The following is a 25335-nucleotide window of genomic DNA, read 5'->3' as shown; positions in this document are numbered from 1 at the left end:
CAGGCGTTTTACTCGCTGGCGCGTGGGTACTCCTCGGCGCGTGGGCCGGCGATATCCGAATCCATTGCGTCAGGGCTTGGCGTCGGCGCCCACGGCAACTCATTGCCGAACGAGGACACGCCACGCGAGGCAGCCGGTTCCGGCGACGACGGGCTGGGCGACGTGGCCGGCCTGCCGGCTACGCCGCCAGAGCCGACCGACGCTGCTGCACCCGGCGCCCCAGAAGCCGCCGCCGGCGACTCAGCAGGCGCGACGGGCACCTCGGGCATCGAACCCGGCATCGATGTCGGCGGCACGCTAGCCGACACGGCTGACGAGGCCGACGCGACGGATGCCGTCGATGATACCGGCAAGCGCATCGGCAGCCCCATGCTCGCGCCGTCCACGGCGACACCGCTCGCCGGCAGCAGCACGGCAACGTCACTCGCGAACGGCTCGATCCGTCGCGGCACCCGGCGCGGCGGTGCAAAAGGCTTGGCCTGGTGCATCGCCGGGAACACTTGCGCGAGCCAGGCGCGAACTTGCGCGAGCGAGCGCTGAAAGAGACCGGGCGGCGGTTCGCTCGCGAACCGCAGGCGCGGATCGACGAGCCGCGCGTGCAACGCGCGCTGGTAAAAGTCACCAACGATCGGCAGCGCGCTGTGCGCGCCCTGCCCCCAGTAATCGCTGCGCAGCGTCACGCGGCTGTCATTGAAGCCGACCCATGCGCCGGCAACCAACTGCGGGTGCATCAGGATGAACCAGCCATCAGCGTTGTCCTGCGTCGTGCCTGTCTTGCCGGCTACGTCCGCGCGAATGCCGAAGCGGGTGCGGATCGCGGTACCAGTGCCCCGATCGATCACACCCCGCATCACGTCGAGCAACGTCCATGCGACCTCAGCAGGCAGCACCTGCTTGCCTGCGTCCGGCGCGAATTGCGCTAACACATTGCCGTCCCGGTCCTCGATACGTGTGACCATCATCGGCTGCACATAGCGGCCGCCATCGGCGATGGTACTGTATGCAGACACCATCTCCTTGAGCGTGACAGGACTCGTGCCGAGCGCCAGCGACGGCACGGGGTTCAACATGCTGTCGCGCACGCCCATCGCCTGTGCAAGCTTGACCACCTTCGCAGGCCCGACCGACTGCATCAATTGGGCGGTGATGCGGTTGCGCGAGTACGCCAGAGCGTCGCGCAGCGTCATGGGCTGCCCACTGGGTGGGACGTCGTCGGCGGGACGCCAGGTTTCTCCCCCCCGCAGCGCGATTGACACTGGCTGGTCGACAATCGTATCGTCGGCACGGGCGCCCTGCTCGAACGCGGCGGCATAGACGAACGGCTTAAACGTTGAGCCGGGTTGCCGCCGCGCCTGTTGCACGTGGTCGAATGGATCCTTGTTGAAATCACGGCTGCCCACCCATGCCTTGATTGCGCCATCGCGCGGATCGATCGCGACGAAGTCCGCCTGTACACGCGTTTTTTCGTCACACAACGCCTGCATGAAACCGCGATCGGCCAGCAGCCGCTTTAGCGCCTGCTGGCTCGTCAATCCTGCGTCAAGCGCCGCCCGGTAGTCCGGCGTGTCGCGCACAAAGGTCTGTACGAAATCGTGACTGCTTACGCACGCCGAAGCGGTCGACCAAGCGGCATTGGCAATGGCCTGTAATTGATTGCCGTGCAGCACGACGGATTGCGTGGCCATCGCCTGCAGCCGCGAATCAATGGTCGTGCGCACGACCAAGCCGTCGGAGTAAATATTGTAGTCGTGGCGATCCGCCCACGCGATTAACCATTTGCGCAATTGCTGCGCAAAATGGGGCGCGGGGCCGGGCGGCTCGACCTGTCGCTCGAAATCCAGCCGCAACGGCCGGCGCGCCAGCGATTCGTACGCGTGCGGCGTCAACTTGCCGTACTTGGCCATCTGCGCGAGCACCGTGTTGCGCCGCTGCAACGCGCGCTCCGGGTTGATGACCGGATTGTAGTAGCTATTGCCCTTGAGCATGCCGACCAGCGTCGCACTTTGCAACACGTCCAATTTACTGGCTGACTTGTCGAAATAGGTGCGGGCCGCCATCTCGATCCCATACGCGTTGTACAGGAACGGGACGGTGTTCAAATAGGTTTCCAGGATCTCGGCTTTCGTGTACACGGCCTCGATCTTCAAGGCGGTAATGGCCTCTTTGAGTTTGCGCGTGAGCGTCGGCGCCCGCCCAATCTCATCCGGGTACAGGTTGCGGGCAAGCTGCTGCGTGAGGGTCGAGCCGCCTTGCCGGTCACCGGAAAACGTCTGCGCGGCCGCTGCTGCCGTGCGTCGCCAATCCAGGCCATGATGCTGATAGAACCGATGGTCCTCCGTCGCGATCAACGCATCGAGCACGTGCGGCGAGATGTCGGACAAAGCGACCCATTCACGATTGGACGGCTTGAACTGGGCCAGCAACTTGCCGTCCGCAGACAACACCTGCGCCGGTTGCTCGACCTTCGCCTTGCGGATATCGCCAATGCCGGGCGTGAACGGCACCAAGACCAGCACGTACAGCGCCATCGCGGCAGGCACCGCCGCGGCCGCCCAGGCCAACTCACGCCGGCCCGGATGCCGCGCGCGCCGCCAGAGCCTCGCGGCGGGCGGCCCCACACGGGCCAGCAGGGCGGCACACCACGCGCGCAGCAGGGCAATGTCCGTGCGTCTCACACTCGGCTACCGTTCGATGAAAGGCTGAATCGTACCAAATCGGCGTCGCCCCCATGTCGGCTCGGATGCCGCGTGCACCGGCGACACGCCGTGTCGCCTGCCGCGACGATTTACCACTGACTTACCGCTAATTTGCTACCGGCCTATCGCCAACTTGTTACCGACCTACCGCCAACCTACCGCCAACTTTCCGCCGGCCCGCGCCTGCGTCGACCGCCCCTCTTGAAATTCCGTGCGGCATGACTATGTTATGAATTGCTTAGGCAGCCGCGTGCGTATTACGCGCTGCGTGTTTCGATTTGTTTGTCGACTGATCCACGTTGGCGGGCGGACTGGAGCGCGTAGCCCGGTTCGCCCCTTCGACGAAGGATCGAAGGAGCAAGCCATGAGTGATTTGTTTTTCAGCACGGACATCTTCAACGACATCGACCGTCTGCAACGGCAGTTTGCGAATCTGTTCGCCAACATGCCGACTAGCCTGCGCGCGTCGCGCGTCGGGACATTCCCCGCGGTCAACATCGGCAGCACAGACGAGTCGATCGAAATCGTCGCATTTGCCCCCGGGCTCGATCCTGCGCAGATCGATGTGTCGATCGACAACGGCTTGCTGATCCTCAGCGGCGAGCGCAAGCGCGTGCAACCGGAGCGCGCCGACGACACGCGGACCTATCTGCAGGAGCGTTTCAGCGGCACGTTCCGCCGCATCATCGAACTGCCGCACCAGGCCGATCCGGACAAGGTCCAGGCGCGCTATGTGAACGGCTGCCTGAGCGTGACCATCGGCAAGCTCGAGGCCTCCAAGCCACGAGCGATCACGGTGCAATGACCTGTTGACCCGCATTGACGCAAACCAGGAGCACACCATGAGCAACACCACTGAACTGGTCGAACGTCCCACCCAGCAAGACGCCAGTGTGGCCGCACAAGGCGCAACGGCGTCGCAACCGCGCCGAGCGACAGTGGCGCCCACCGTGGATATCTTTGAGGACCACAACGGCGTCACGCTGTTGGTTGACCTGCCCGGCGTACCACGCGACAAGCTGCACGTGAGCGTGCAGGACAGCACGCTGTCGATCGAGGCCGAGGCCGTCGTGCCGACGCCCGCCGGCTTGCGAGTCCAGCACGCCGAATTGCGCGATCCGCATTTCGCCCGCACGTTCGCGTTGGGCGCAGATCTGGATGCGTCACACATCGACGCGCAGTTGCGCGACGGCGTGCTGAAGCTGACCATCCCACGCCGCGACGAGGCCAAGCCCCGCCGGATCGACGTCAGCATCGGCTGAACGCCGTCAGGGGGCGAGCGGACCCGTGTCCGCTCGACGGCTCGCACCCCGATGCGCAATCGCATCGGGGTGCTTGGCAGCCGCTGTCATCGGTCTGTCATCTCGCCGCTTTATCTTGCGATCCCAGGCGACAAGATCGCAGCTTGATGAACGATTGGGAGACGAAGGTGCTGAGTCCACACGAATTCGCCACGTTGATGCTGGTCCGCAGCGCACCGGAGCAGATCGACATGAGCCGTGTCGAACTAGACACACTGCTCGAGCGGCAACTCGTCGAGTTGGAAGAGCTTGCCGAAGGACACCGCCGCCCGATGCTTACGCCGACCGGCCAGTCGTTGCTAGCCGCAGCGAGCCGGCTGGAGACCATCCGCACGCCGGCGCGTAAGACACGCTCTAGCACAGCAGGCGCGGACGCGCAGCGTGCCGCCCCGACTCGGGGCCGTCGTGCGGTTGTACCAGCACGCCGGCGGACGCGAGTACAATGTGGCTGTCGATGATGACAGGGTCACAAGCATGGGTTTCGCTCAGGGTCTCCTGTTCAATAAGACGAGCGGGCACCGTCGAGCATAGGCATGCATTCAACTCAGCGCGTCGACCACGATACGCGTGGCTTGCTCGATCGCCTCATCGCGCGCCGGCGCATCCCGCCGCGGCTGTGTGAAATAGACGGACAGCACAATCGGCGCTCGTCCGGGCGGCCAAAGGACCCCGATGTCGTTAGTCGTGCCGTGCTCACCGGTACCCGTCTTGTCGGCAACGCGCCACTGCGCAGGCACACCAGCACGGATTCGCTTGTCGCCTGTGCGGTTGCCCAGCATCCATTGCTGCAATCGCTGTCGCTGCCACGGACGCAACACATCGCCCAGCATCACCGCGCGCAGCGTGTGCGCCATCGCCGCCGGCGTCGATGTGTCGCGCACGTCCCCGGGTATCGCCGTGTTCAACTCCGGCTCCCAGCGATCCAGCCGGAAGGTGGCATCGCCTATCGAACGGGCGAATGCCGTCACCGCACCCAGTCCACCCAGCACCTTTATCAACTGATTTGCTGCCGTATTATCACTGTACTGCAGCGTTGCCGCGCACATGTCATCAATGCGCATTCCGTCGCCGGCATGTTGCCCGCTGATCGGCGAATAGCTGACCACATCAGCTAAGCCATATCGGACGCGCTGCGACAACCAGTCGGGCGTATCCCCGCTGCGGGCCAGTACGGCTGCCGCCAGCACCGCCTTGAATGTACTGCAGAACGGGAAACGCTCCGCTGCACGGTGTACGAGTTGCGCGCCGCTACCCGTGTCGATCGCGCAAACCCCGAGGCGCCCGCGCATGCGCGCCTCCAATACCGCAAACGCCTCGAGTTGCAACGCGGCCGGCTCTTGCAATGTGGCCGACCCTCGCAACGCGGACGGCCCTGGTGCCGAGGCGCACGGTCCCCGCGCCGTGCACGCTGCCAGTGCCGGCATCCACGGGAGCATTGCACAGGCGCGCAGCAGCGCGCGACGGGAGCGACAGTAACGCATTAGCTTTCCTTTTGTTAGTCGAAGCAGACAAGGCTGTTGCCCAACAGCCTTACTTGATGCAGAGAACGATTGTTCTTTTTCCTTGTGGAAACAAGCAAAGATAATTACTAGGATTTTAAAGAAAAATTAACTCCCGCGCGTGGCGGTCGGGTCCTGCGCGTATTCGTACGCGACCGTTCCCCTAGGGTGCCGGTACCAGCCCGGATCCCGGTAGTCGTCGCGGTCCAAGCCCTCGCGGACCTTCACAACAGTGAACATCCCGCCCATCTCGAGCGCACCAAACGGTCCCTGCCCGGTCATCATCGGCAGCGTGTTATCCGGCAATGGCATCTGCATCTCACCCATCGATCCGCCGGTGCTGCCCATTGCCATATAGTCGGGCACCAGCTTGTTGATACGCTTGGCCAAGTCCTGTTGCGGCACGCCGATCATGTTTGGCACTTGGTGGCCCATCGCATTCATCGTATGGTGCGACTTGTGACAATAGAACGCCCAATCTCCTGGGCGCGATGCATCGAACTCGATCACCCGCATCTGCCCAACGCCGACATCCACGGTCACTTCCGGCCATCGCGCTACCGCGCGGGCGCGATCCAGCCCCCATCGGTTCCCGTCACCTCGAATGCGTACCCGTGCAGATGGATAGGATGATGGGTCATCGTCAAGTTGCCGAAGCGAATCCGCACACGATCGCCGCGGCGCACCGGCAGCGGGTCGATCCTGGGAAACACTCGTGCGTTCCAACTCCAAACGTTGAAATCCGTCAATCCAATGCTCCTGTCCTCGGATCGGCACCGGATCGGGCACGATCTCGCCAAGAGTCGAGATGAACAGGAACGATTTGCTGAAATGAATTCGCAACGATGGGGTCCGCTATCGTCGAGCAGTACCTGCGAAGCGGCGCCAGCGTTGAGTTGGACGAGTTGCTTGTCGGCCGCCGTCACGAAGTCGATATGAACCGTTTTCTAATGTTTTATGCCGTCCGGACGCTGCTGCAGCAACATGGCATGGGCCCTTTCGAATCGGACTGGGAAGCCGGCCGCACCATGGCGCTGCTGGACGCGTGAAACCCGCCGTGCCTCGATCAGCTGATGCGCGATACGCGGGGCGGCTGCGGGCGGCGGTGCTCAGCTCAGCCACGCATGTCGATCCACTGCCGGGCCCAGCGATTCGAATAGCGGACCGCCTCTTGCTCGGAATTAAAGTAATCGAGCGAATAAAAATAGTATAACGTCGCGGCGCTCGTCACCGCCGTCAACGGTGACGACAACGGCGAATTTGCCCGCTCCAGCGTCACGTTAGAAGAAAAACAGCCATCGGGCAACCGATGCGCGGAAGGCTGCACCGCATAACCGCGGTACATCCGAATAGTTTGATTGTGCATTGTCGTTATGATTTGACACAGCCGGCCAGTGGCCATGAATGGGGCGATACCCAGGGTGGGCGCGCGCATTCAGATGGGAGCGCGAAGCGCTGGATCGACGGCCGCGCGGTCGGAAGACGGCACGGCGCGGGAGACTGGCGGGCAATACTACTGCCCCACGGACGCGAGGCAGCCTGTCGTCCGGACAGATCCGGACGTATGAAGCTTACAACGGCTTGATGTTCGCGGCCTGCAGACCCTTCGGGCCACGCTTGACTTGATAGCTGACGCGTTGGTTTTCTACCAGCGTCTTGAATCCCTCTCCGGTGATTTCGGAGAAATGCGCGAACAGGTCTTCACCACCCGCGTCCGGCGTGATGAAACCAAAACCCTTGCTGTCGTTGAACCACTTAACGATACCGGTATCCATGGAAGAATCCCTCAAAAGAAAAAATAAATGTTTCCCGCTTAGTGCGGCAGTACGGAAGCGATCAAGAGGGAGAGGACAACGAGCGTACCGCGTGGGTCGCGGACAGATGATGAACAGCAATCGGACATCTTGAAAACTTCAGTCAGCAACGATACGCGAGATGATGCATACAGTCAAACGTTTTCGCGCGAGGCCATGCTCAAAGCAATAAAAATCCTGATAGTGGACAATTTTGATAGTGCACGGTTAGAGCGACAAGTCCTAACGAACGCTTGCCGACAATCGAGCGGAAGCAGCAAAAAAATCGCAGTTGAGAGCCGAGCCTAGGATCGCCGCGCAGCAGCTAAGGGTCATGGTTTTTTGCACAATATGACTCACTAATAAACTTGAAAAAATTAAGCATTGATCGTGCCCGCCATGCCCGTGAGCGGTGCGGCGCCCTGTCTCGCGCCTGACACACTATGCGCCCGGCGGCCAACGAACTGACGTGTTCCGCCTTGCCAATGCTTATGTCGTTGCGCCTACACTGCGCTGCCGCGCGAGCCCCGTGCTGTCCGCCACCGCGGCCTGGCGACCTCAGTCGCGGATCTGCCGTCATGAGAGCGGTTCGGAGGCGGCGGCCCTTCCGATGTCGCGCCACTACGAAACCTCGTATGCACCGGTTCACGACACTTCTGGAATACTCATTAGATGTGTTTCTGGCGCCACGCATTCCGACTCTGAGGGAGCCAGCCGGACATACCTGGTTGACGACACCAAGCCTGGTGCGGCGCTGCAAGGATGGATCAGCCCCCAGGTGCACCGGCACGACGGACCGCACACCGAAACCTGCAGACTTCGCCATATTGGTTCACTATACGGGTCGCAGCGTGTTGCACGCCACCCGAAGTTTGACGACGCTCAGGCTCGCCCACCGAACGCCGCGCCCCGCGTCGGCGTGTGCCGTCAAGCGTGTGTCACTCGCGTGTTGCGCCCGTACAAATCGAAAAAAAGATCGTTAGATGTTGCCGTCCCATCATCACGACCGACGCTGGAGCTATCGTTCCATGGAGCAAGAATGCGAAACGCTGCCGTACTGGCTTACTCGGCCGGCATCCGGCGAACAGCAATACCCGCCAGGCGGCGCAATGGCCGCGACGGCTCATGTAGAGCCGCAACCCGGCGGCGTCCTTACGCTGTTTACAGAGCAGGACATCGGCACCCCCAAGGCCGACCCCCGCCAGCCCATTGCGATCAGCCCCCTGCTGCGCTACGCCAGCGTGCACGATCGTGTGGAATTCATGCGGCGCAAGCTTGCGCAATTGGGATTCAATTCACTTAGTTATCTCGTGCTGCGCGAAATCGGCGATCACAAGTCAATGTTTGTGCTGGCGGACTACGAGTCGCGCAGTTGGTTGTCACGCTACTTCCGCGAGCGCTATTTCGATCTTGACCCGAGGATCCACGGCGCATCGCCCACCGGCCTGCCGTCGCCGTGGAGCGCCGCGCAACTGCGCGTGAATTTGCCCCGCGCGCCATCGCGCAGCCAACGCATCAGGCAGCTGATTGAGTTGCTGGAGGAAGGCAAGCGACATAGCGGACTGGTGTTCCGCTTCCCGCTGCCGCGCGTCGATACGACGGCCTGCCTGTGTTTCAATTCAAACATGGACGACACCCGCTGGCTCAGCGATACGCTCGTTGCCCAGACGTTGATGTTCGCGCATGCCATTCATGAGTTCATTTGGACGCACGCACAAGGCGCGATTGGCTTGGCGCCGGCACCACAACGCGAAGGGATCGCGCTGTCCGAGGTGCAACAATCGATCCTGCAAGCCGTCGTGCAAGGTCGTCGCGACAAGGAAATTGCCTATTTCCTTGGCCTATCGCCGCACAATGTCGACTATCACATGCGACGATTGCGTACGTTGTTCAACGTGAGAAACCGCGTGCAGTTGATCAACGTCGCGCGCGCATACTTGTGACCCGCGCGCATCATCGCGGGTCGTCCTCTGACACCGTGGCTTGACGGTCGCGGAGTTGAGGGGTGCCAGGCAATATTGCCTGTGCGCTCAATTGCTCACTTGTCGACATGCTAGGCGATCAAGCAACAACTGGAGCGGCTGGCGCACACGCTGAACCGCAACGTGTAGGCACGAGCCGGGACGCGCGCGACACGGTACTAGCGGCTTCGTGGCCGGACTAGCGCATAGCGCAAGGCGTCTCCGAGCAGGTTGCGCCATACGGCCCATGTATGGCCGCCATCGACGATGCGCAGCGCTGCCGGATTGCCGCACGCGCGTAAGTGCGTGTACAGTTTGCACGCCTCGGCCTGGATCGCGAAATCGTCGTCACCGAACGCGATGAACATGGGCACACGCAACGGTTGCCGCAGGTAGGCACGCCACTGCGCCGGATAGTTCAACGCGTGCCAGACCCGCGGGTCGAACTGCGTCGCGCCGAATACCCCGACCCAGCGCGCCGACGAGCCCGGCGGCGGTTCGTTCGCGTAGATAGCAGGGCTCAGTAGGATCGCCGAACCGAATATGTCCGGCCGGGTCATCGCATAGCGCAGCGCGCCGAATCCCCCCATCGATACACCGCCGACCACCCGTTCGTCGCGCTGCCGGGAAACCCTGAAACGCGCGTCGATTTCCGGCATCAGCTCGGAGAAAAACGCGGTTTCGATCGCCTCCTTCCGGTCCACGTACCAGTCCGTACCACCCTGCGGCATCACAATGACGATCGGTGCAATGTCTTTGCGCTCGATTAGCGCGTCGACGCTCGCCTGCAGGCAGCCCTGCAAAATCCAGTCGTTTGCATTGCCATTGTTCCCGTGCAACAGGTAGATGACCGGCAATCGTGGGCCGCCTTGATCATAGCCAGTCGGCAAATAGATTGTGTACGACCAGTCCCGGTTCAGGGCTTCCGAATGAAATGAGCGGATCAGCACGGTACTGGCCATCGCAGGCGCCCCAGTCATCAAACTGAGCATCGCGACCAGCCATCCCAGCAAGATGCGCATCGAGCCCGCCCTCCTTGATGTGATACGCACGCGCTCAAGCCGTGCCGACCGTGCGGCGCGCACCAGCTGCCCCGAGCCACCGCTTGAGCAGATCCGCGCAGCGAGCCACGAACAGCAACGAGGCGATTGCCACCGCGTCGGCGACGAGCCCGAGCGGCACATCGAGCCACCCGTCGGTCCACCAATAGAGTACCGAATCGACACTGAGCGAAATCACCGTACCCGCCACGAAGCACAACAGGCCCTTGCGTCCAGCAGTGCTGATCCACGGCACCCGTCCGGCCAGCCGACGCATCCAGCCATATTGCATCATGTTCGTCACCAGCCAGACGAGCGCAATGAAATTGACCACGCGAGGCCATTGCAAGTCGCGCTTCATCACACTGTATGACGCCCCATCGACGGACAATTTATAATACGCACAGACGAGCACTGTCATCAGCGCGACGACGCTGACGACCCAGTCTGCGCTCGAACGACGCAGGCCAGCGTAGATCGGCTGGCAGCGCGCCAGCGCGCCGAGCGTGAACATCGCTTGCCAGGCGAACGGATTGAAGTCCCACCGGTTCTCCGGTGCGGCTGGCAGCAGCCAGTATGCGTCGCCGGCTAGACACCACAGCGTGAACGAGCACGCCGCCAGCAACCAAGGCCGGCTGCACGCGAGCGGGATGATCACCGGTACCGCTAGCGCAAAGAACACATACATCGGCAACACGGACGCCAGATAGGGCTGCCGTCGAAACAACAAGATGTCGCGTACCACCACCGCAGGCGACTCAATCAGCCTGTCCAGATCAGACAACGCCATGTTCGGCGCGTCGATGCTGAACGCGCGCAAAATCGCGCTGGAGAGTAACATCAAACCGGCGGTAACGAGGAAAGCACGGTAAATCTCCCACGCACGGCGGATGAAACGCCGTCGAGCGGCGGCCTCATCGCGACGCGCGACAAGCGTGGTCCACGCGATGGCGGTGGCATAGCCGCCCAGGAATACGAATACCTCGGCCGCATCGCACAGCGCGTAGGTGTGCAGCGTTACACGTGACAACATGCTGCCGCCGATGTGATCGACGACGATAATCAATAATACAAGGCCACGAAAAAAGTCGAGCTCGGCCAAGCGAGCAGTCGATGGCTGCATCAGTACGAGGAGGATGGGTGAACGAGCAAGGCGGGCCGAGAACCCGCCGCGCACCGCCCGTCGTCAAGACGAAGCGCTGCGCAATTGGTACAGCCGTGTATTATGCCATTGAGTTCCGCGTCTTCACTCGTCAATGCTTTCACGCGTCACGCGCGAGCGGCGTCGTGTCGGCGTCCGTTGCGTCGGCCTCGCGCGTTTCGGGCATTGCCAGCCACACTAGCAGCACGGCCAGCGCGCCGGCCGCCGCCAAGCCGATGAAGCTCACGCCGTTGCCGAAATGGTCTGCGACCAGTCCGGCGAGCGCGGTGCTCAGCGTTGCGCCGATGCCGGCGGCCAGGCCGAACACGCCGATGCACAGGTTGTAGCGTCCCTTGCCACCGGCCACATCGGCCGCGATTAACGGCAGCATCACGCCAAACACCGCGGCGCTCAGTCCGTCAAAGATTTGCACTGGCACCAGCAGGCTCGGCGTGGTGACGCCAGCGAACAGCAGCGCCCGCACCGGTAACGCGGCAAAGCCCAGCAACAGGATCGGCCGCCGCCCCCATCGCTGCGCCGAGCGCCCAACCCACGGCGAGAGCAGTGCCACGATGATCTGCGGCACGATGATGCACGCGGCAATCACCAGTTGCACGTTGTCGCCCATATGCGCGGTGACTTCACCGGCGGCCAGGTTCAACATGGCCGCATTGGACAAGTGAAACAACACGATGCACACGGCGCAGGTTAGCATGCGCCGATCCCGCAACAGCTCGCCGATGCTCTCGCGCGGCGGCGACGCCGTTTCCGTCGGCAGGGACCGCCGTGGCAGGTCGCGCGCGGCGCGCGCCGGACCCAGATGAAGCGGATCGATCATGTATAACGCGACAATGGCTGGCAACGTCAGTGCAGCCGTCAACCAGAACACCGAGCGTACTGACACATATTCACCCAACAATCCCATCAACCCGGCCGCCACCGCGCTGCCAATTGACGCAAACCGCGCGTTACGGCCCAGCCGGTCGCCCAACGCGTGGCGGCCGACCAGCGCGAGCGACAACGCCGCGAGGGCCGGCGTCAACATGCAGCTAGCAAAGCCGTGGAATACCTCCGCAGCGAGCACGGGGATCGTCGTCGGGCTGCCGGCCAGCAGCAATGCGCAGATCGCGATCGCAACGATCGCGGCTATCGCCGCGGCACGCTTGTTCTGCGTCGCGTCGATCAACGCACCGGCCGGTACCTGGCTGACCATTGCGGTGATCGTGCCCACCGACAGCGCGATGCCGATTTCTCCCTGGGTCCATTTGTGCGTGGCCAGGTACGAGGCGATGAACGGTCCGAACCCCGTCTGGACGTTTGCAAGGAAAAAGTTCAGGCCATCTAGCGCACGCAGGCTCCGTGCATTCAGCATGACAGTCTTGCTCATCGGGATGTCCGCCCTGCCGGGACCGCCGGCTGTCGCGCCGCGTCCGGCGTGCCGCGCGCAGCGGCGGGCGCAGGCGATACCACCCGGATCGGCTGGTCGGCCGCATAAAACGGCGAGGCATCAAGCTGTGGGTCCGACAAGTCCAGCAGCAGTTGGATGGCCTTGTCCCGGGTCGCGAAGCGCAGCGCTGACCAATCGGCGGCGATCCGCCGCCGATCCGGACTGATCAGGTTACCCAACTCGAGCACCGCGGCCTGCGGCCGCAGCCCCGCATCGATCAGCACGTCAACGACGCGCCCCACCTTCGAGCCGTTGGTGCGCTGCATAGTGGCGTCCATCAGCGGCACAGTGCCCGATGGCGCGCTGCCGGCCTGCGCCGGCTTGGCCGGATCGATCGGCGGCGTGCGCGATGGCACGAGCTCCAACGCTCCAGCCACACGCGGCCCCACCGGCTTGACCCGCAGCGCGCCAAGTGGGAAATTGACCTTGCGATCCCCGACCCCCATAAACCCTGTCAAGTTGACGACGATCTCGCGCGGCGTCCCGTTGGCGTCGACCACCAAGTCCACGGCATGGCCGATGACCTTGCCATCTGGCCGTTGCACCTCGGTATCCAGCAAGCCCTTAACCTGGCCCGGATACAGCAGCCGCGACGCGATCAGCGGCGCCGGCGCCGGCTGCGCTGGCGGCGGCGAAGGCGCGGCCGCCGTGGCGCGTTGCGGCGATCGGTGCAGCTTTTTTGGCGCCGCGCGGTCATTATCCGCCTTCGCGTCATGCAGCTCGGGCTCGGGTTGCGCCGGCGGCACGACCGGTTCCGGCGGCGCCGCTTCAGGCACGGGCACCGCCTGCACCGTGCCTTCGACGATCGGTGCCGGGCTTTGTTGATCGAACGTGCTGCAAGCGGTAAGCGCCATCAGCATGATCAGCAGGCACAGACAACGTAGAACCGGAACGGGATCATTCAGGCGGCAAGCGCGTCGGGGAAAACCGCTCATCAGGGACGGGACAGATGGGCTCGCAGATGGCCGAAGTGTAACACCTGGGGCGCCCCGGCTCTTTGTGACGCACGAGGTGTTGGCCGGCGCGGCGTCCATGCCGAACGTCCACGCCGAGAGGCCAGATTCGCGGGAATAGCAGTTGCGACCTGTTACTAGCTCCGTCAATGCGCGGTGGCCCGCACAAAGCTACAACTCGCACATTGCATGTTCAGCCCAGATGAGTCTGCCTGGACACACGGGCAGGATTGTCCATAGCCGCCAAGCCGCGCATGATGCCGCAATCCTGGACGGATTGCGCGCCGCGACACCGCTCGCGGAGCGCGCTCAATTGTGCGCGCAACTGCTGCAACTCGTCGATTCGCATGCTGACGTGCCGCAAATGGTCATCGACGAGCGCATCGATCGCGCCACAATCGCGCGCCGGGGCGTCCGCGGCCTGCAACAACACGCGAATTTCGTCGTGCGTCATGTCCAGTGCCCGGCAATTGCGCACGAAGCGCAACCGGTCCAAATGCGCTTCGCCATATGCGCGGTAATTGGCGCCTGTGCGCGCCGCTACCGGCAGCAACCCTTCTTTCTCGTAGAAACGAACCGTTTCAGGCGTGCATCCGGCCCGCTTTGCCAATTCGCCAATTTTCATCCTTGTCCCGCATGGGTCGACTTGACCTTGAAGTGGCTTTAGGGTGTGTACTACAGCATAAATCACTCGAGGAATCCAGCATGATCGACCGCCATTGCGCCAAAGACACACAAGCGACGTCAGTCGATACCGGCCATCAGCGCTGTGCGCAAGCGTCGTGCCACACTCATGCTGCTCCGCGAGAGCACGACACATGCTGTGCCGGCCCGCACACTGGCAACCGGCCGCACGCCGATGTTTGCCATGCCGCTGCCCGCGCACGAGCAGCGTCCAGTCCAGGCGCGGATTCGTCTTCGGCGGCACACGCGCGCGACGGCGGCGAGATAGCTGCTAGCGACACGGTACGCACGCAGATCCGTATCCAACAAATGGACTGCCCGACCGAGGAAACACTGATCCGCTCGAAGCTGCACAAAATTGTTCCCGCCGAACGACTCGAGTTCAACTTGCTGCAACGTGTATTGACCGTTGAGCACCCGTGCAGCGCGCTGGATGACATCGTCGCCGCGCTCGCCTCACTCGGCTTCACCCCTGAGGTACAACCGCGCGACGACACGCGTACCGTGCCGCCGCCAGCGCCAACGCCTACAGCACGGCGCTGGCCGCTCGTGGCGGCCGGCATCGCCGCACTGGCCGCTGAGGCAGCAACCTGGCTCGGTGCACCCGGCTGGATTACGGCGTCGCTCGCGGCGCTCGCCGTGCTCGGTGCTGGCCTGCGCACATACCACAAAGGCTGGATCGCGATCCGCAACGGTAATCTGAATATTAACGCGTTGATGAGCGTCGCGGTGACCGGCGCCTTCGCGCTAGGCCAATGGCCGGAAGCCGCCATGGTGATGGTGCTGTTTACAATCGCCGAACGCATCGAGGCTGGCTCGCTGGAGCGCGCACGGCGTGCGATTGAACGTTTGGTTGCGCTCGCGCCCGACAAGGCGACTATGCAGCAAGCCGACGGCAGTTGGCGCGTCGTGGACGCGCGCACCGTGCCAACCGGTGCACGGGTGCGTGTGAAACCAGGCGAGCGGATCGCGCTTGATGGCTGTGTCGTGTCCGGCCGCTCAGCGGTCGATCAAGCCTCGATTACCGGCGAGAGCCTACCGGTGGACAAGCAAGTCGGCGACGCGGTGTATGCCGGGACCCTCAATGCATCGGGTTCTTTTGACTATCGCGTTACCGCCCCTGCCACACAGAGCACACTGGCCCGCATTGTGCAAGCGGTCGAGCAAGCACAAGCGTCTAAGGCGCCGACCCAGCGTTTCGTCGACCGCTTTGCGCGCGTGTACACGCCCATTGTGCTGGCATTGGCGCTGCTGGTCGCGGCCGTGCCGCCGCTGCTTGGCCAAGCAGCGTGGACGGCGTCGGTCTACAAAGCACTGGTGCTGCTGGTGATCGCCTGCCCATGCGCGCTAGTCATCTCCACCCCTGTCACGATTGTCAGCGCACTGGCGGTCGCCGCCCGCCACGGCATCCTGGTCAAAGGCGGCCGCTACCTGGAGCAAGGGCACCGCCTGGCATGGCTCGCATTGGACAAGACCGGCACCCTGACCGTAGGGCGTCCGCAGCAAACCGATTTTGAGCCTTGTGCGGCAGTCGATGCCGCGCGCTGTCGTCTGTTGGCGACGAGCCTTGCTGCCCGCTCGGACCACCCGGTCTCCGCCGCGATCGCCGCCGCCGGTGCCGCCGGCCCGCAACACTTAGTCGTCGACGACTTCGGCTCGCTGCCCGGGCGCGGCGTGCACGGCACTATCGACAGCGTGCGCTACTGGCTCGGCAACCGCCGCCTGGCTGAAACGCTCGGATGCTGCGATGCGAAGCTCGACGCGAAGCTGAACAGTCTGGAGCAGCAAGGTAAGACGATCGTGATGCTAATGGACGAACACCGCGTTCTCGCCTTGTTCGCGCTCGCCGACACCCTGAAGCCCACCAGTCGTGAGGCCGTCGCACAGTTGCATCGGCTCGGCGTGCGCACGCTCATCCTGAGTGGTGATAATCCGCATACCGCGCGGACCATCGCGGCCCAGGCCGGTATCGACGAGGTTCGCGGCAACCAGTTGCCAGACGACAAGCGCCGCGCGATCGAGTCACTGACCGGAGCGCGCCATGCGGTGGGCATGGTGGGTGATGGCATCAACGACGCGCCCGCGCTCGCGCGCGCCGATATCGGCTTTGCCATGGGCGCATTGGGCGCTGGCGCCGCGATCGAGACCGCCGACGTCGCCCTGATGGACGATGATCTGCGCAAGGTTGCCGTATTCGTCCGGCTATCGAAGGCCACGCGTCGCGTCCTGACGCAGAATATCGTCATCGCGCTGGGGCTCAAGGGCACATTTCTGGCGCTCACGCTGGCCGGCTACGGTACGATGTGGATGGCCGTGTTCGCCGATGTCGGCGCAAGCCTGTTGGTCGTGGGCAACGGGCTCAGGCTGTTGCGTCGTTAAGCGCACTGCAATGCGCCTTCATTGACCGCGGGGCTGCGCCGCCATCCCGCTGCCGCCCTCGCGTTGCTCGACCGAGTGCGTGGTGCGGCCGGCCGCTGACGGCCATCCGCCGCGCGCACCCGCTTTAGCGGCGGTACGGGGCGGATTCGGCATACAGTCGATCGAACTCCGCGGCGTAGGCGCTGGCCAGCGCCGGCGCACCACGGAACACGTTGAAGTTTTCCGCGTTCTTGCGATCGCCCGCCCGGGTAAAGTTCATCGAACCCAGCGCTACCACATCGTCCGCCACGATGAACTTGTGGTGCATGATGGGATAGCGCGAGTCGATCCGCACGTCGATGCCGGCATTGGCCAAATAGGTTGCTCCACTATATTTGCCGGTCTCATTTGATTTGTCCAATACTACGCGCACCTGGACACCGCGCACGCGCGCGTTGCGCAGGGCCTTCGCGATGTCGGGCGATGTGAATGAATAGCCGGCCAGCCAGACCCGGCGCTTGGCGCCGTCGATCAGCGCCGCCGCGGCGGCGCCCGCACCGCCGTCCGGCGAGAAATACGTATCGACCGTCGCGTTCTGAATGCGCACAGGCGCCGCTTCGGCAATGGATGTGGCACACGCGAGGGCCACGAGACAATGGATCAGTCTTTTCATGGGCAGCGATTTTAGCCGGATATCGATCGCGATATATCCGTCCCATGAGACTTCCTTTCGCATCCCCGCTCAGCAGCGCCCCTGCGATGAGCGAATGTTGATCCCCGTGGCCGGCCGCCTAGCCGACGCCGGCCATACGCGGCGCGCGACCATCGTCGCGCTGGGACTCGCAGCAGTCAGCTTCGTGCCCGTCTTGCTCATACCGGGCGTCGGCGTCGCTGGGCTCGTCGCAACCGGGGTCCTGCTCGACTTCGCGGCGCAGATGAACAGGGTGCTCGGACAGCGGGCAATCTACGTGCTCGACGCATATAGCCGCAATCGGCTGAACTCGATTTACATGACGAGCCTCTTCGTCGGCGCGCAGTCGGTTCGGCGCTCGCGAGCGTGGTCTATGTCCTCCTTGTTTAGGATTTCCGATGCTGGTAAAATTCCCTGTTCCGGAGAGATGGATGAGTGGTTTAAGTCGCACGCCTGGAAAGCGTGTATAGGTTAATAGCCTATCGGGGGTTCGAATCCCCCTCTCTCCGCCATCGACACATCATTGATCGATTTCCAAAGACGTTTTTCAATCGGCTCTCGCCATGGTTTCCCTCATTTGGGATATCCACACCCTGCACCATGAGCATTCCTGCCGCAGCGCAAGAGCACGGCACGGCGTCTACGACTTCCACATGCACTAACCGAGCACGGTCGCCGCAAGAAGCAGCGTGTGTGCGTGTGTCCTTGAACTCCGAGGATCGGATGGTTGCGCGCGCCGAAGCCATTGAGCGCTCGAAAATACGGCAGAAGGATAGGCGCACCGCTACGTATCAGATCCTCGCCTTTCGGCAGTGCCGCACGGGTGGAGTCATGGCGCTCCCATCGAGGAATGAATCGGGTGTCATATTGACAATGCCCATCACCCTAGGCATTGCCAAGTCGATGTGGAAATGACCGGCTCGCCCAATTGAGGCGTTCGATGCCATCGTGCACCGCTCAGTTCGCGGCCATGCGTAGGATGGGCTTCAGGGTGACCCCCTTGGTACTGTCTTCAGCGGCCTGATTGATCTGTTCCAGAGAATAGAACTTGACCAGGCGATCGAATGGGAACCGGCCCTGCTGATAGAGCCTGACCAATTGAGGGATGAACACCTGAGGGACGCTGTCGCCCTCGACGATGCCACGGATGCTGCGTCCGCCCAGCAGCAGGTTGTTGACGTCGAAGCTGGCCCGGGTGCCAAGCTTGGGCGCGCCGACGATACCGATGGTACCCAAGCCACTCAGCGCGTCGATGCCGGCTTCGAGCACTTCCGGCCTGCCAGTGGATTCGAGTGCGAAATCGGCACCACTGCCGGTTATCTCGCGTACTGCCTCGACGATATTGGCCTCTTGGCTATTCACCGTGTGGGTGGCCCCCAGTTCCCTTGCTAGTACCCGCCGCGAAGACACGATATCAATGGCAATGATGGTGGTCGCACCGGCCACGCGCGCGGCCATCACCGCGCTTAACCCCACCGCACCGGCGCCATAGGCGACAAAGCTGCTGCCCGGGCGCACCTTCATCGAATTGATCACCGCGCCTGCGCCGGTCTGGATGCCGCATCCCAAGGGGCCGAGCAACGCCAGCGGAGCATCGGTGGGCACCTTGATGGCGTTGTGCTCGCGCGCGAGTGCGTAAGTGGCAAAAGAGGACTGGGCGAAGAAATGATCGTGTAGCGGTTCACCCTCGGGGGTCTGCAGTGCGGTATGGCCGTGGGCATCGCTGCCGCCGAAGTTGAGCGGATAGAAATCCTTGCAGTAGGCTTCGTGGCCGCTGGCACAAAGGCTGCAATGACCACAGGCGCCGTAGGTCAGTACCACATGGTCGCCGGCCTTCAAATCCTTGACGCTCGGGCCGACCTGCTCGACGACCCCCGCGCCTTCATGGCCGAGTACGGCCGGCAGCGGTACAGGATAGTACTGGTCACGCACGATTAGATCGGTGTGGCACAAGCCAGTGGCAACCACGCGCACCAGAACTTCGTCCCCCTGTGGCCCCCGGATACGCGCCGGTTCGATGGTGAAAGGCTGTTGCGCAGCGCGTGCCACCGCCACCGTGATATCGTGCAAACCTGTCGACGCATTCATGGTCTAGTCCTCTTCAGAGTGGGTACGGTCGGTGCCAGGAACAGCCCTTATCAGCGATGGCCGCGCTCGCCCACTGGCTTGAATCAAACACGAGTTTATTGATCAGTTTTCAAATAGAAAAACGCCATGACTCCGGTCCTCGTTGAGCGTGGCCGAACGCAGGATAAGCGTGCATAATCGGTTGGCTCATGCGCTCCGATTCTCAATCAAAATGGTTTTAATGGTTGAGCACCTCAGCTGGTCGCTTAAATAACGATCTTCCCGCGGACATGACGCGCCATGCCTCTTGCCATCGCTTCGCTAGCACGGGCGAGCGGATACACGGAATTCATATCAATGATTAGACCTCCTGATTCATAAAGCGACACAATTACGGACAACCGAGTGCCGTCGGAGCACACGGCGAAATGCTTGCCGATGGCGCCGACACCTTGGCCGCGCTTCGTATCCGGCAGGCTAACCGTTGAAACAAGCCCCCATTCCGCCTGGGCACGGACCATGAACGCGATGGCGTATCGCCTCCCACGAGGTGGAGCACGATATCGACGCTAGACACAGTACGCTCGAAATCATCCGCTGCATAGTCGATAATCGTCGATGTACGCAGATCGAGTTACCCGTTGCTGAACGCTATCTGGGGCGTGCTCCATGGACATCTCCTTCGGTGATGGCATGGGCAAAATTAAATTCTTGACATCTTTCGTGGAAGCCTATACTTCTCGATAAAAGTCATCTAAGGAACCGGTCTATGCTAGACGGCGTATCCCTGGATCAGTTGCGCACCTTCATTGCCGCAGCAGGCGAAGGCAGTTTCTCCGCCGCCGGCCGAAAGCTGCACAGGGCGCAATCCGTTGTGAGCCAGACACTCGCAAACCTCGAAGAACAGATCGATGTGCAGCTGTTCGACCGGAGAAGCCGCTATCCGCGCTTGACCGAGCAAGGCACTGCGCTGCTTGCACAAGCACGCCTCGTTGTCAGCGCAATGGACGATTTCAAGTTAAAGGCGCGAGCCATTGCGCAAGGGCTTGAACCCGAGTTGTCGGTCGTAGTGGACGTCATGTATCCGATGGCCACGCTGACGGCCGCCGTCGGCGAGTTCCGCGATACGTTTCCCCACACACCATTGCGGCTCTACGTGGAAGCGCTGGGCGCGGTGATGCGGCCGGTACTCGATCACGAGTGTCGGCTTGGTATCAGTGGTTCGATGCCAGCCATGCCCGAAACGGTGGATGCAGAAAAGCTGCTCGATGTCCCGATGGTCACTGTCGCGGCTCCAGCCCATCCGTTGGCGTCGATCAAACGGGTGATCCGACTGCGCGAACTTGAAGAACACGTGCAGCTTGTGTTGACTGATCGTACGACGTTGACCGAGTGCAAGACGTTCGGCGTCCTGTCGCCGCTGATCTGGCGACTCGCCGATCTGGGTGCGAAGCACGCGTTTCTGCGCGCCGGCTTCGGATGGGGGCACATGCCGGCGCCAATGGTGCATAACGATATCGTTTCCGGCGAGTTGGTACCGCTGCAAATCGAGCACTTTCAGCCACAAACCCCGCCGATCGCGATGTTTGCGATCTACCGTAAGGACACGCCGCCGGGTTTCGCGGGCCGCTGGTTCCTTGATCGGCTCAAGCATGCTTTCAGCGTCGCGTGACGCTAGTGTTTCTGCTCATCCGCCCAATAACGTTACCGCATCATGCGTTCGTGCAAGTCGAACATCTCGTCCTCCGCGACGCTGTGCGCAACCCTTCTGCCATCGGTGCCAACTGTCACTAGACGCCCAATCACTCCCACTCAATCGTCGCCGGCGGCTTGCCTGAAATATCGTACACAACGCGATTGATACCCCGCACCTCATTAATGATGCGATTCGACACATGCCCAAGCAATTCATGCGGCAAATGTGCCCAATGCGCGGTCATGAAATCGTGCGTCTGCACCGCGCGCAACGCGACGACATAGTCATACGTCCGGCCATCGCCCATCACGCCAACGCTGCGCACCGGCAGGAAGACCGCAAACGCTTGGCTGGTCAGCTCATACCACGACTTGCCGCTATCCAGATCAATCGTCGTACGCAACGTTTCGATGAAAATCGCATCGGCTTTGCGCAGCAAATCGGCAAACTCGCGCTTGACCTCGCCTAGAATCCGCACGCCCAGCCCCGGCCCGGGGAATGGATGTCGATACACCATCGACGGCGGCAAGCCGAGCTTCACGCCGAGCTCGCGCACTTCGTCCTTGAACAACTCGCGCAGCGGCTCGAGCAGTTTCAGATTCAGCGTTTCCGGTAATCCGCCCACATTGTGGTGGCTCTTGATCGTATGCGCGCCCTTCTTACCTTTGCCAGCCGACTCGATCACATCCGGATAGATCGTGCCTTGCGCGAGCCATTTCGCGTCGGTCAGCTTGCGGGCCTCGTTCTGGAACACCTCGACGAATTCCGCACCGATGATTTTGCGTTTGTGCTCCGGATCCGTCACGCCGGCAAGCTTGCTCATGAATGCGTCGCTGGCGTCGACGTGAATCACCTTTACCCCAAGGTGCCGTCCGAACGTCTCCATGACCTGCTCCGCTTCGTTGAGCCGCAGCAAGCCGTGGTCGACGAACACGCACGTCAACTGGTCACCGATCGCACGGTGCAGCAGTGCCGCCGCAACCGACGAATCAACGCCGCCAGACAATCCGAGAATCACCTGCTCATTACCGACCTGCGCGCGGATCTGCTCCACCGCCTCGGCGATGTAGTGCCCCATTTCCCAATCCGGCTTCGCGCCGCACAACTCGAGCACGAACCGGTTCAGCATGTCACGGCCCTTGATCGTATGCGTGACTTCCGGATGCCACTGCAACCCGTAGAATCGGCGGTCTTCATCGGCCATCGCCGCAATCGGGCATGACTCAGTTGACGCCATGAGCTTGAAACCGGGCGGCATCTCAGCCACCTTGTCACCGTGGCTCATCCAGACCTTCAGCATGCCATGGCCTTCCGGCGTCGTGAAATCCTCGATCGCCTCCAGCAGCTTCGTATGGTTACGCGCACGTACCTCGGCGTAGCCGAACTCGCGCACATGACCGAGTTCGACCTTGCCGCCCAGTTGCAATGCCATCGCCTGCATGCCATAACAAATGCCCAGTACCGGCACACCCAGATCAAACACGGCCTGCGGCACGCGTGGCGTATCCGTAGCGGTAACCGAGCTCGGACCGCCGGACAAAATCACACCCTTTGGCTTGAATTCGCGCACGAATGCGTCATCAACATCGTATGGATGAACCTCGGAGTAGACATGCGCCTCGCGCACTCGGCGCGCGATCAACTGCGTGACTTGGGAGCCAAAGTCGAGGATCAGGATCTTGTCATGCATGGCAATGGGTGAATCTCAATAGAGTAAAAACGGGACAAACCGCGCTGTGCGCGGACCCGACGGCAGCACGGCGTGCAATACGGCCGGAGGCACGTTCCAAGCGGATATCGACGCGCCGTTCAGCTGCGATCCGTGTCATTGTCACCGCGCACGAACGGCTCGCGACGTTCGCCGGCGCCGGGACCGGCCTCGGGTATCGACGCGGTGGATGGCGATGCGTTGGTTGCCGATGCGCCGGGCCGCGTCATCGCCGGCACCCGGCCGGCTGATTTCGCCGGACTGGTCAACATGTCTGCGGCCTGAGCCGGTGTCATTGGCGTCGTCGCGGCGGCACGTTGGCGCGCACGCTCCGCTGAGGCCGCACCCTGTGCGGCGGCCCGGTCGCGCCGCCGTACCGCGGCAGCCAGCCGGACGTTAATCAGCCCATACAGCAGCAACGCGACACCCACCAGCGGTCCGATCCAGAGGCCGAGGCCGGCCAGCGACGGCGAACGCACCGCGACCAACCAGACGAGCATCAGCACGCCACAGGCCCACAGCGCGTGGCCACTGGCACCGGCAACCGGCGCGGTCAGCGCGCCATGAATCGCCGCGCGCAATTGCAATCCGGCCAGTGCCAACAACACGATGCCGAATAACTGTCCCACCATCGCTGGCGACACTTGCACCAACTGCAGCATGTCGTACAGCGACCGCCATGGGGTCGCGATCATCAATAGACCGAACGCCGCCGTTACCAACACATCGACGATCAGTACCGCGCGCAACAGGGCTTTCATGCGTCCGCTCACTCGACGTGGTAGTTCGGCGCTTCCTTCGTGATCTGCACGTCATGCACGTGCGACTCGCGGACGCCGGCCGCCGTGATCTCGACGAACGCGGCTTTCTCGTGCAACTCGTCGATCGTGCGGCAACCACAGTAGCCCATGCTCGCGCGCACCCCGCCAATCAATTGGAACAGGATCGCGTTGACGCCACCCTTGTACGCGACGCGACCTTCAATCCCTTCAGGCACCAGCTTGTCGACGTTGGCCGAATTGTCTTCCTGAAAGTAGCGGTCCGCCGCACCATCTTTCATCGCGCCAACCGAACCCATGCCGCGATACGATTTGTATTGGCGTCCCTGGAACAGGAACACGTCGCCGGGCGATTCCTCGGTGCCGGCCAGCATGCTGCCCATCATCACCGCGTCGGCGCCCGCGGCCAACGCCTTCGATACATCCCCGGAGTAGCGCACGCCGCCGTCGGCGATCACCGGCACGCCGCTGCCCCGCAGCGCGTCAGCCACGTTCGCGATCGCGGTGATCTGCGGCACGCCGACGCCCGCGACGATCCGCGTGGTGCAGATCGAACCCGGACCGATGCCAACCTTCACGCCGTCGGCGCCGTACTCGACCAGCGCCTTAGCCGCTTCAGCAGTCGCGATGTTGCCCCCCACCACATCGATATGCGGAAAATGCTGCTTGACCCAGCGCACCCGTTCTAGCACACCCTGGCTGTGCCCGTGCGCGGTGTCAACCACGATCACATCGACACCCGCCGCCGCCAGCGCCTCGACGCGCGCCACGTTCTCCGGACCGACGCCAACGGCGGCACCGACCCGCAGCTTGCCGTGCTCGTCCTTGCAGGCGTCCGGGTGCTCGGTCGCCTTCGTGATATCCTTAACCGTCATCAATCCGCGTAGCTCGAACGCGTCGTTGACGACCAGCACACGCTCCAGGCGGTGGCGGTGCATCAGCGCCTTGGCTTGCGCGAGCGACGTCCCCTCGCTGACCGTGACCAGCCGCTCACGAGGCGTCATGATCGCGCGCACCGGCTCGTTTAGCCGCTCCTCAAAGCGCAGGTCGCGGTTCGTCACGATGCCGATGAGTTTCGCGCCGTCGACGACCGGGAAGCCGGAAATGCCATGCTGGCGCGACAGCGCAATCACGTCGTGCACCCTCATATCAGGCGGCACAGTGATCGGGTCCCGCAGCACGCCAGACTCGAACCGCTTGACCTTCGCGACTTCACGCGCCTGTTCGGCCGCCGTTAGATTCTTGTGCACGATGCCGATTCCACCCTGCTGCGCCATCGCAATCGCAAGCCGCCCTTCGGTCACCGTGTCCATCGCGGCCGAAATCAGCGGCATGTTCAGTGAGATATTGCGAGTCAGGCGGGTTGTGAGACGGGTGTCGCGCGGCAGTACGTTCGAGTACGCCGGCACGAGGAGCACATCATCGAATGTGAGTGCTTTTTGGATCAGACGCATGGCAAATCCTATAGGCGCAAAACCGAATTATACCGATAGTTACCTGGATTTTCACTGTCTGAACAGC

The 25335-nt window shown here is 62.6% G+C and carries 22 protein-coding genes, 1 tRNA gene and 2 pseudogenes; 9 read left to right on the top strand and 16 right to left on the bottom strand.

The genetic code is table 11. From position 1 onward, the window contains the following. Positions 1-8: 8 nt before the first annotated feature. Entirely contained in the window at positions 9-2630 is a 2622-nt protein-coding gene (locus tag KQH60_RS07370) for a penicillin-binding protein 1A (RefSeq protein WP_237576087.1), read from the bottom strand. Between the two features lie 430 nt (positions 2631-3060). Between KQH60_RS07370 and KQH60_RS07365 the strand changes: the two genes are divergently transcribed. The 3 genes from KQH60_RS07365 (at position 3061) to KQH60_RS07355 (ending at position 4455) form a co-directional block, all read left to right on the top strand. Then, positions 3061-3501 (top strand): Hsp20/alpha crystallin family protein, encoded by a 441-nt coding sequence (locus KQH60_RS07365; protein WP_041753520.1) that lies wholly within the window; start codon positions 3061-3063, stop codon positions 3499-3501. A gap of 37 nt (positions 3502-3538) precedes the next feature. After that, positions 3539-3958, top strand: a complete 420-nt coding sequence (locus KQH60_RS07360) for an Hsp20/alpha crystallin family protein (protein WP_237575842.1) — start codon at positions 3539-3541, stop codon at positions 3956-3958. A gap of 167 nt (positions 3959-4125) precedes the next feature. Beyond that, positions 4126-4455, top strand: a complete 330-nt coding sequence (locus KQH60_RS07355; protein WP_237575841.1) for a hypothetical protein — start codon at positions 4126-4128, stop codon at positions 4453-4455. An 81-nt stretch (positions 4456-4536) separates the two neighbouring features. Here KQH60_RS07355 and bla read toward each other — a convergent pair whose 3' ends face one another. After that, the gene (gene bla / locus KQH60_RS07350; protein WP_237575840.1) at positions 4537-5478 is read right to left on the bottom strand and encodes a class A beta-lactamase; all 942 of its coding nucleotides are present in this window, start codon (positions 5476-5478) and stop codon (positions 4537-4539) included. A gap of 126 nt (positions 5479-5604) precedes the next feature. Then, a pseudogene (locus KQH60_RS07345) lies at positions 5605-6245 on the bottom strand (multicopper oxidase domain-containing protein); the annotation flags it as partial. A gap of 96 nt (positions 6246-6341) precedes the next feature. Here KQH60_RS07345 and KQH60_RS07340 point away from each other — a divergent pair. After that, the gene (locus tag KQH60_RS07340) at positions 6342-6545 is read left to right on the top strand and encodes a hypothetical protein (RefSeq protein WP_237575839.1); all 204 of its coding nucleotides are present in this window, start codon (positions 6342-6344) and stop codon (positions 6543-6545) included. 65 nt (positions 6546-6610) lie between these two features. On the opposite strand, the gene KQH60_RS07335 is transcribed toward KQH60_RS07340, so the two are convergent. After that, positions 6611-6862 carry a hypothetical protein gene (locus KQH60_RS07335; RefSeq protein ID WP_237575838.1) on the bottom strand — a complete coding sequence of 84 codons (252 nt, stop codon included), beginning with the start codon at positions 6860-6862 and terminating at the stop codon, positions 6611-6613. 205 nt (positions 6863-7067) lie between these two features. Beyond that, positions 7068-7271 carry a cold-shock protein gene (locus KQH60_RS07330; protein WP_076784893.1) on the bottom strand — a complete coding sequence of 68 codons (204 nt, stop codon included), beginning with the start codon at positions 7269-7271 and terminating at the stop codon, positions 7068-7070. A gap of 1046 nt (positions 7272-8317) precedes the next feature. On the opposite strand from KQH60_RS07330, the gene KQH60_RS07325 reads away from it, so the two are divergent. Further along, on the top strand, positions 8318-9232 hold the full coding sequence (locus KQH60_RS07325; protein WP_237575837.1) for a LuxR family transcriptional regulator: 915 nt from the start codon (positions 8318-8320) through the stop codon (positions 9230-9232). A 197-nt stretch (positions 9233-9429) separates the two neighbouring features. Here the strand turns inward: KQH60_RS07325 and KQH60_RS07320 are convergent, their stop codons facing one another. The 5 genes from KQH60_RS07320 to cadR all read right to left on the bottom strand — a co-directional run bounded on the left by KQH60_RS07320 (position 9430) and on the right by cadR (position 14456). Continuing rightward, positions 9430-10272, bottom strand: a complete 843-nt coding sequence (locus KQH60_RS07320; protein WP_237575836.1) for an esterase family protein — start codon at positions 10270-10272, stop codon at positions 9430-9432. Positions 10273-10306: 34 nt separating this feature from the next. Then, positions 10307-11413: an OpgC domain-containing protein gene (locus tag KQH60_RS07315; RefSeq protein WP_237575835.1), complete on the bottom strand. Its 1107-nt coding sequence runs from the start codon at positions 11411-11413 to the stop codon at positions 10307-10309. Positions 11414-11552: 139 nt separating this feature from the next. After that, entirely contained in the window at positions 11553-12818 is a 1266-nt protein-coding gene (locus KQH60_RS07310; protein WP_237575834.1) for an MFS transporter, read from the bottom strand. Further along, positions 12815-13738 carry a PRC-barrel domain-containing protein gene (locus KQH60_RS07305; protein ID WP_237575833.1) on the bottom strand — a complete coding sequence of 308 codons (924 nt, stop codon included), beginning with the start codon at positions 13736-13738 and terminating at the stop codon, positions 12815-12817. The genes KQH60_RS07310 and KQH60_RS07305 overlap by 4 nt, the downstream gene beginning before the upstream one ends. A gap of 286 nt (positions 13739-14024) precedes the next feature. After that, entirely contained in the window at positions 14025-14456 is a 432-nt protein-coding gene (gene cadR / locus KQH60_RS07300) for a Cd(II)/Pb(II)-responsive transcriptional regulator (RefSeq protein ID WP_237575832.1), read from the bottom strand. A 368-nt stretch (positions 14457-14824) separates the two neighbouring features. Here cadR and KQH60_RS07295 point away from each other — a divergent pair, with 368 nt between their 5' ends. Further along, positions 14825-16894, top strand: coding sequence for a heavy metal translocating P-type ATPase (locus tag KQH60_RS07295; protein ID WP_237576086.1), 2070 nt, complete (start codon positions 14825-14827; stop codon positions 16892-16894). A gap of 124 nt (positions 16895-17018) precedes the next feature. On the opposite strand, the gene KQH60_RS07290 is transcribed toward KQH60_RS07295, so the two are convergent. Beyond that, entirely contained in the window at positions 17019-17546 is a 528-nt protein-coding gene (locus tag KQH60_RS07290) for a phospholipase D-like domain-containing protein (protein ID WP_237576085.1), read from the bottom strand. 103 nt (positions 17547-17649) lie between these two features. Between KQH60_RS07290 and KQH60_RS07285 the strand changes: the two are divergent. Together KQH60_RS07285 and KQH60_RS07280 are read left to right on the top strand one after the other, a co-directional pair. Beyond that, positions 17650-17904 (top strand): annotated as a pseudogene (locus KQH60_RS07285) (MFS transporter); the annotation flags it as partial. An 81-nt stretch (positions 17905-17985) separates the two neighbouring features. Continuing rightward, positions 17986-18076, top strand: a tRNA-Ser gene (locus KQH60_RS07280). A gap of 445 nt (positions 18077-18521) precedes the next feature. Here KQH60_RS07280 and KQH60_RS07275 read toward each other — a convergent pair. Together KQH60_RS07275 and KQH60_RS07270 are read right to left on the bottom strand one after the other, a co-directional pair. Beyond that, positions 18522-19652: an NAD(P)-dependent alcohol dehydrogenase gene (locus KQH60_RS07275; RefSeq protein WP_237575831.1), complete on the bottom strand. Its 1131-nt coding sequence runs from the start codon at positions 19650-19652 to the stop codon at positions 18522-18524. 245 nt (positions 19653-19897) lie between these two features. Further along, on the bottom strand, positions 19898-20152 hold the full coding sequence (locus KQH60_RS07270; RefSeq protein ID WP_237575830.1) for a zinc-binding dehydrogenase: 255 nt from the start codon (positions 20150-20152) through the stop codon (positions 19898-19900). 248 nt (positions 20153-20400) lie between these two features. On the opposite strand from KQH60_RS07270, the gene KQH60_RS07265 reads away from it, so the two are divergent. Continuing rightward, complete coding sequence (locus KQH60_RS07265; RefSeq protein ID WP_237575829.1) at positions 20401-21303, top strand: LysR family transcriptional regulator; 903 nt, start codon at positions 20401-20403, stop codon at positions 21301-21303. 130 nt (positions 21304-21433) lie between these two features. Here the strand turns inward: KQH60_RS07265 and guaA are convergent, their stop codons facing one another. The 3 genes from guaA to guaB form a co-directional block, all read right to left on the bottom strand. Next, entirely contained in the window at positions 21434-23017 is a 1584-nt protein-coding gene (gene guaA / locus KQH60_RS07260; RefSeq protein ID WP_237575828.1) for a glutamine-hydrolyzing GMP synthase, read from the bottom strand. 119 nt (positions 23018-23136) lie between these two features. Further along, positions 23137-23796 carry a hypothetical protein gene (locus tag KQH60_RS07255; RefSeq protein ID WP_237575827.1) on the bottom strand — a complete coding sequence of 220 codons (660 nt, stop codon included), beginning with the start codon at positions 23794-23796 and terminating at the stop codon, positions 23137-23139. A gap of 8 nt (positions 23797-23804) precedes the next feature. Continuing rightward, a complete protein-coding gene (guaB, locus tag KQH60_RS07250) occupies positions 23805-25268 on the bottom strand; it encodes an IMP dehydrogenase (RefSeq protein ID WP_237575826.1) in 1464 nt (487 codons plus the stop codon). Positions 25269-25335: the final 67 nt, after the last annotated feature.

This window comes from Mycetohabitans sp. B8 (assembly GCF_021991875.1).
GTDB lineage: Bacteria > Pseudomonadota > Gammaproteobacteria > Burkholderiales > Burkholderiaceae > Mycetohabitans.
The sequence above is the reverse complement of the archived record's forward strand: the minus strand, read 5'-3'. Positions and strand labels throughout refer to the sequence as shown.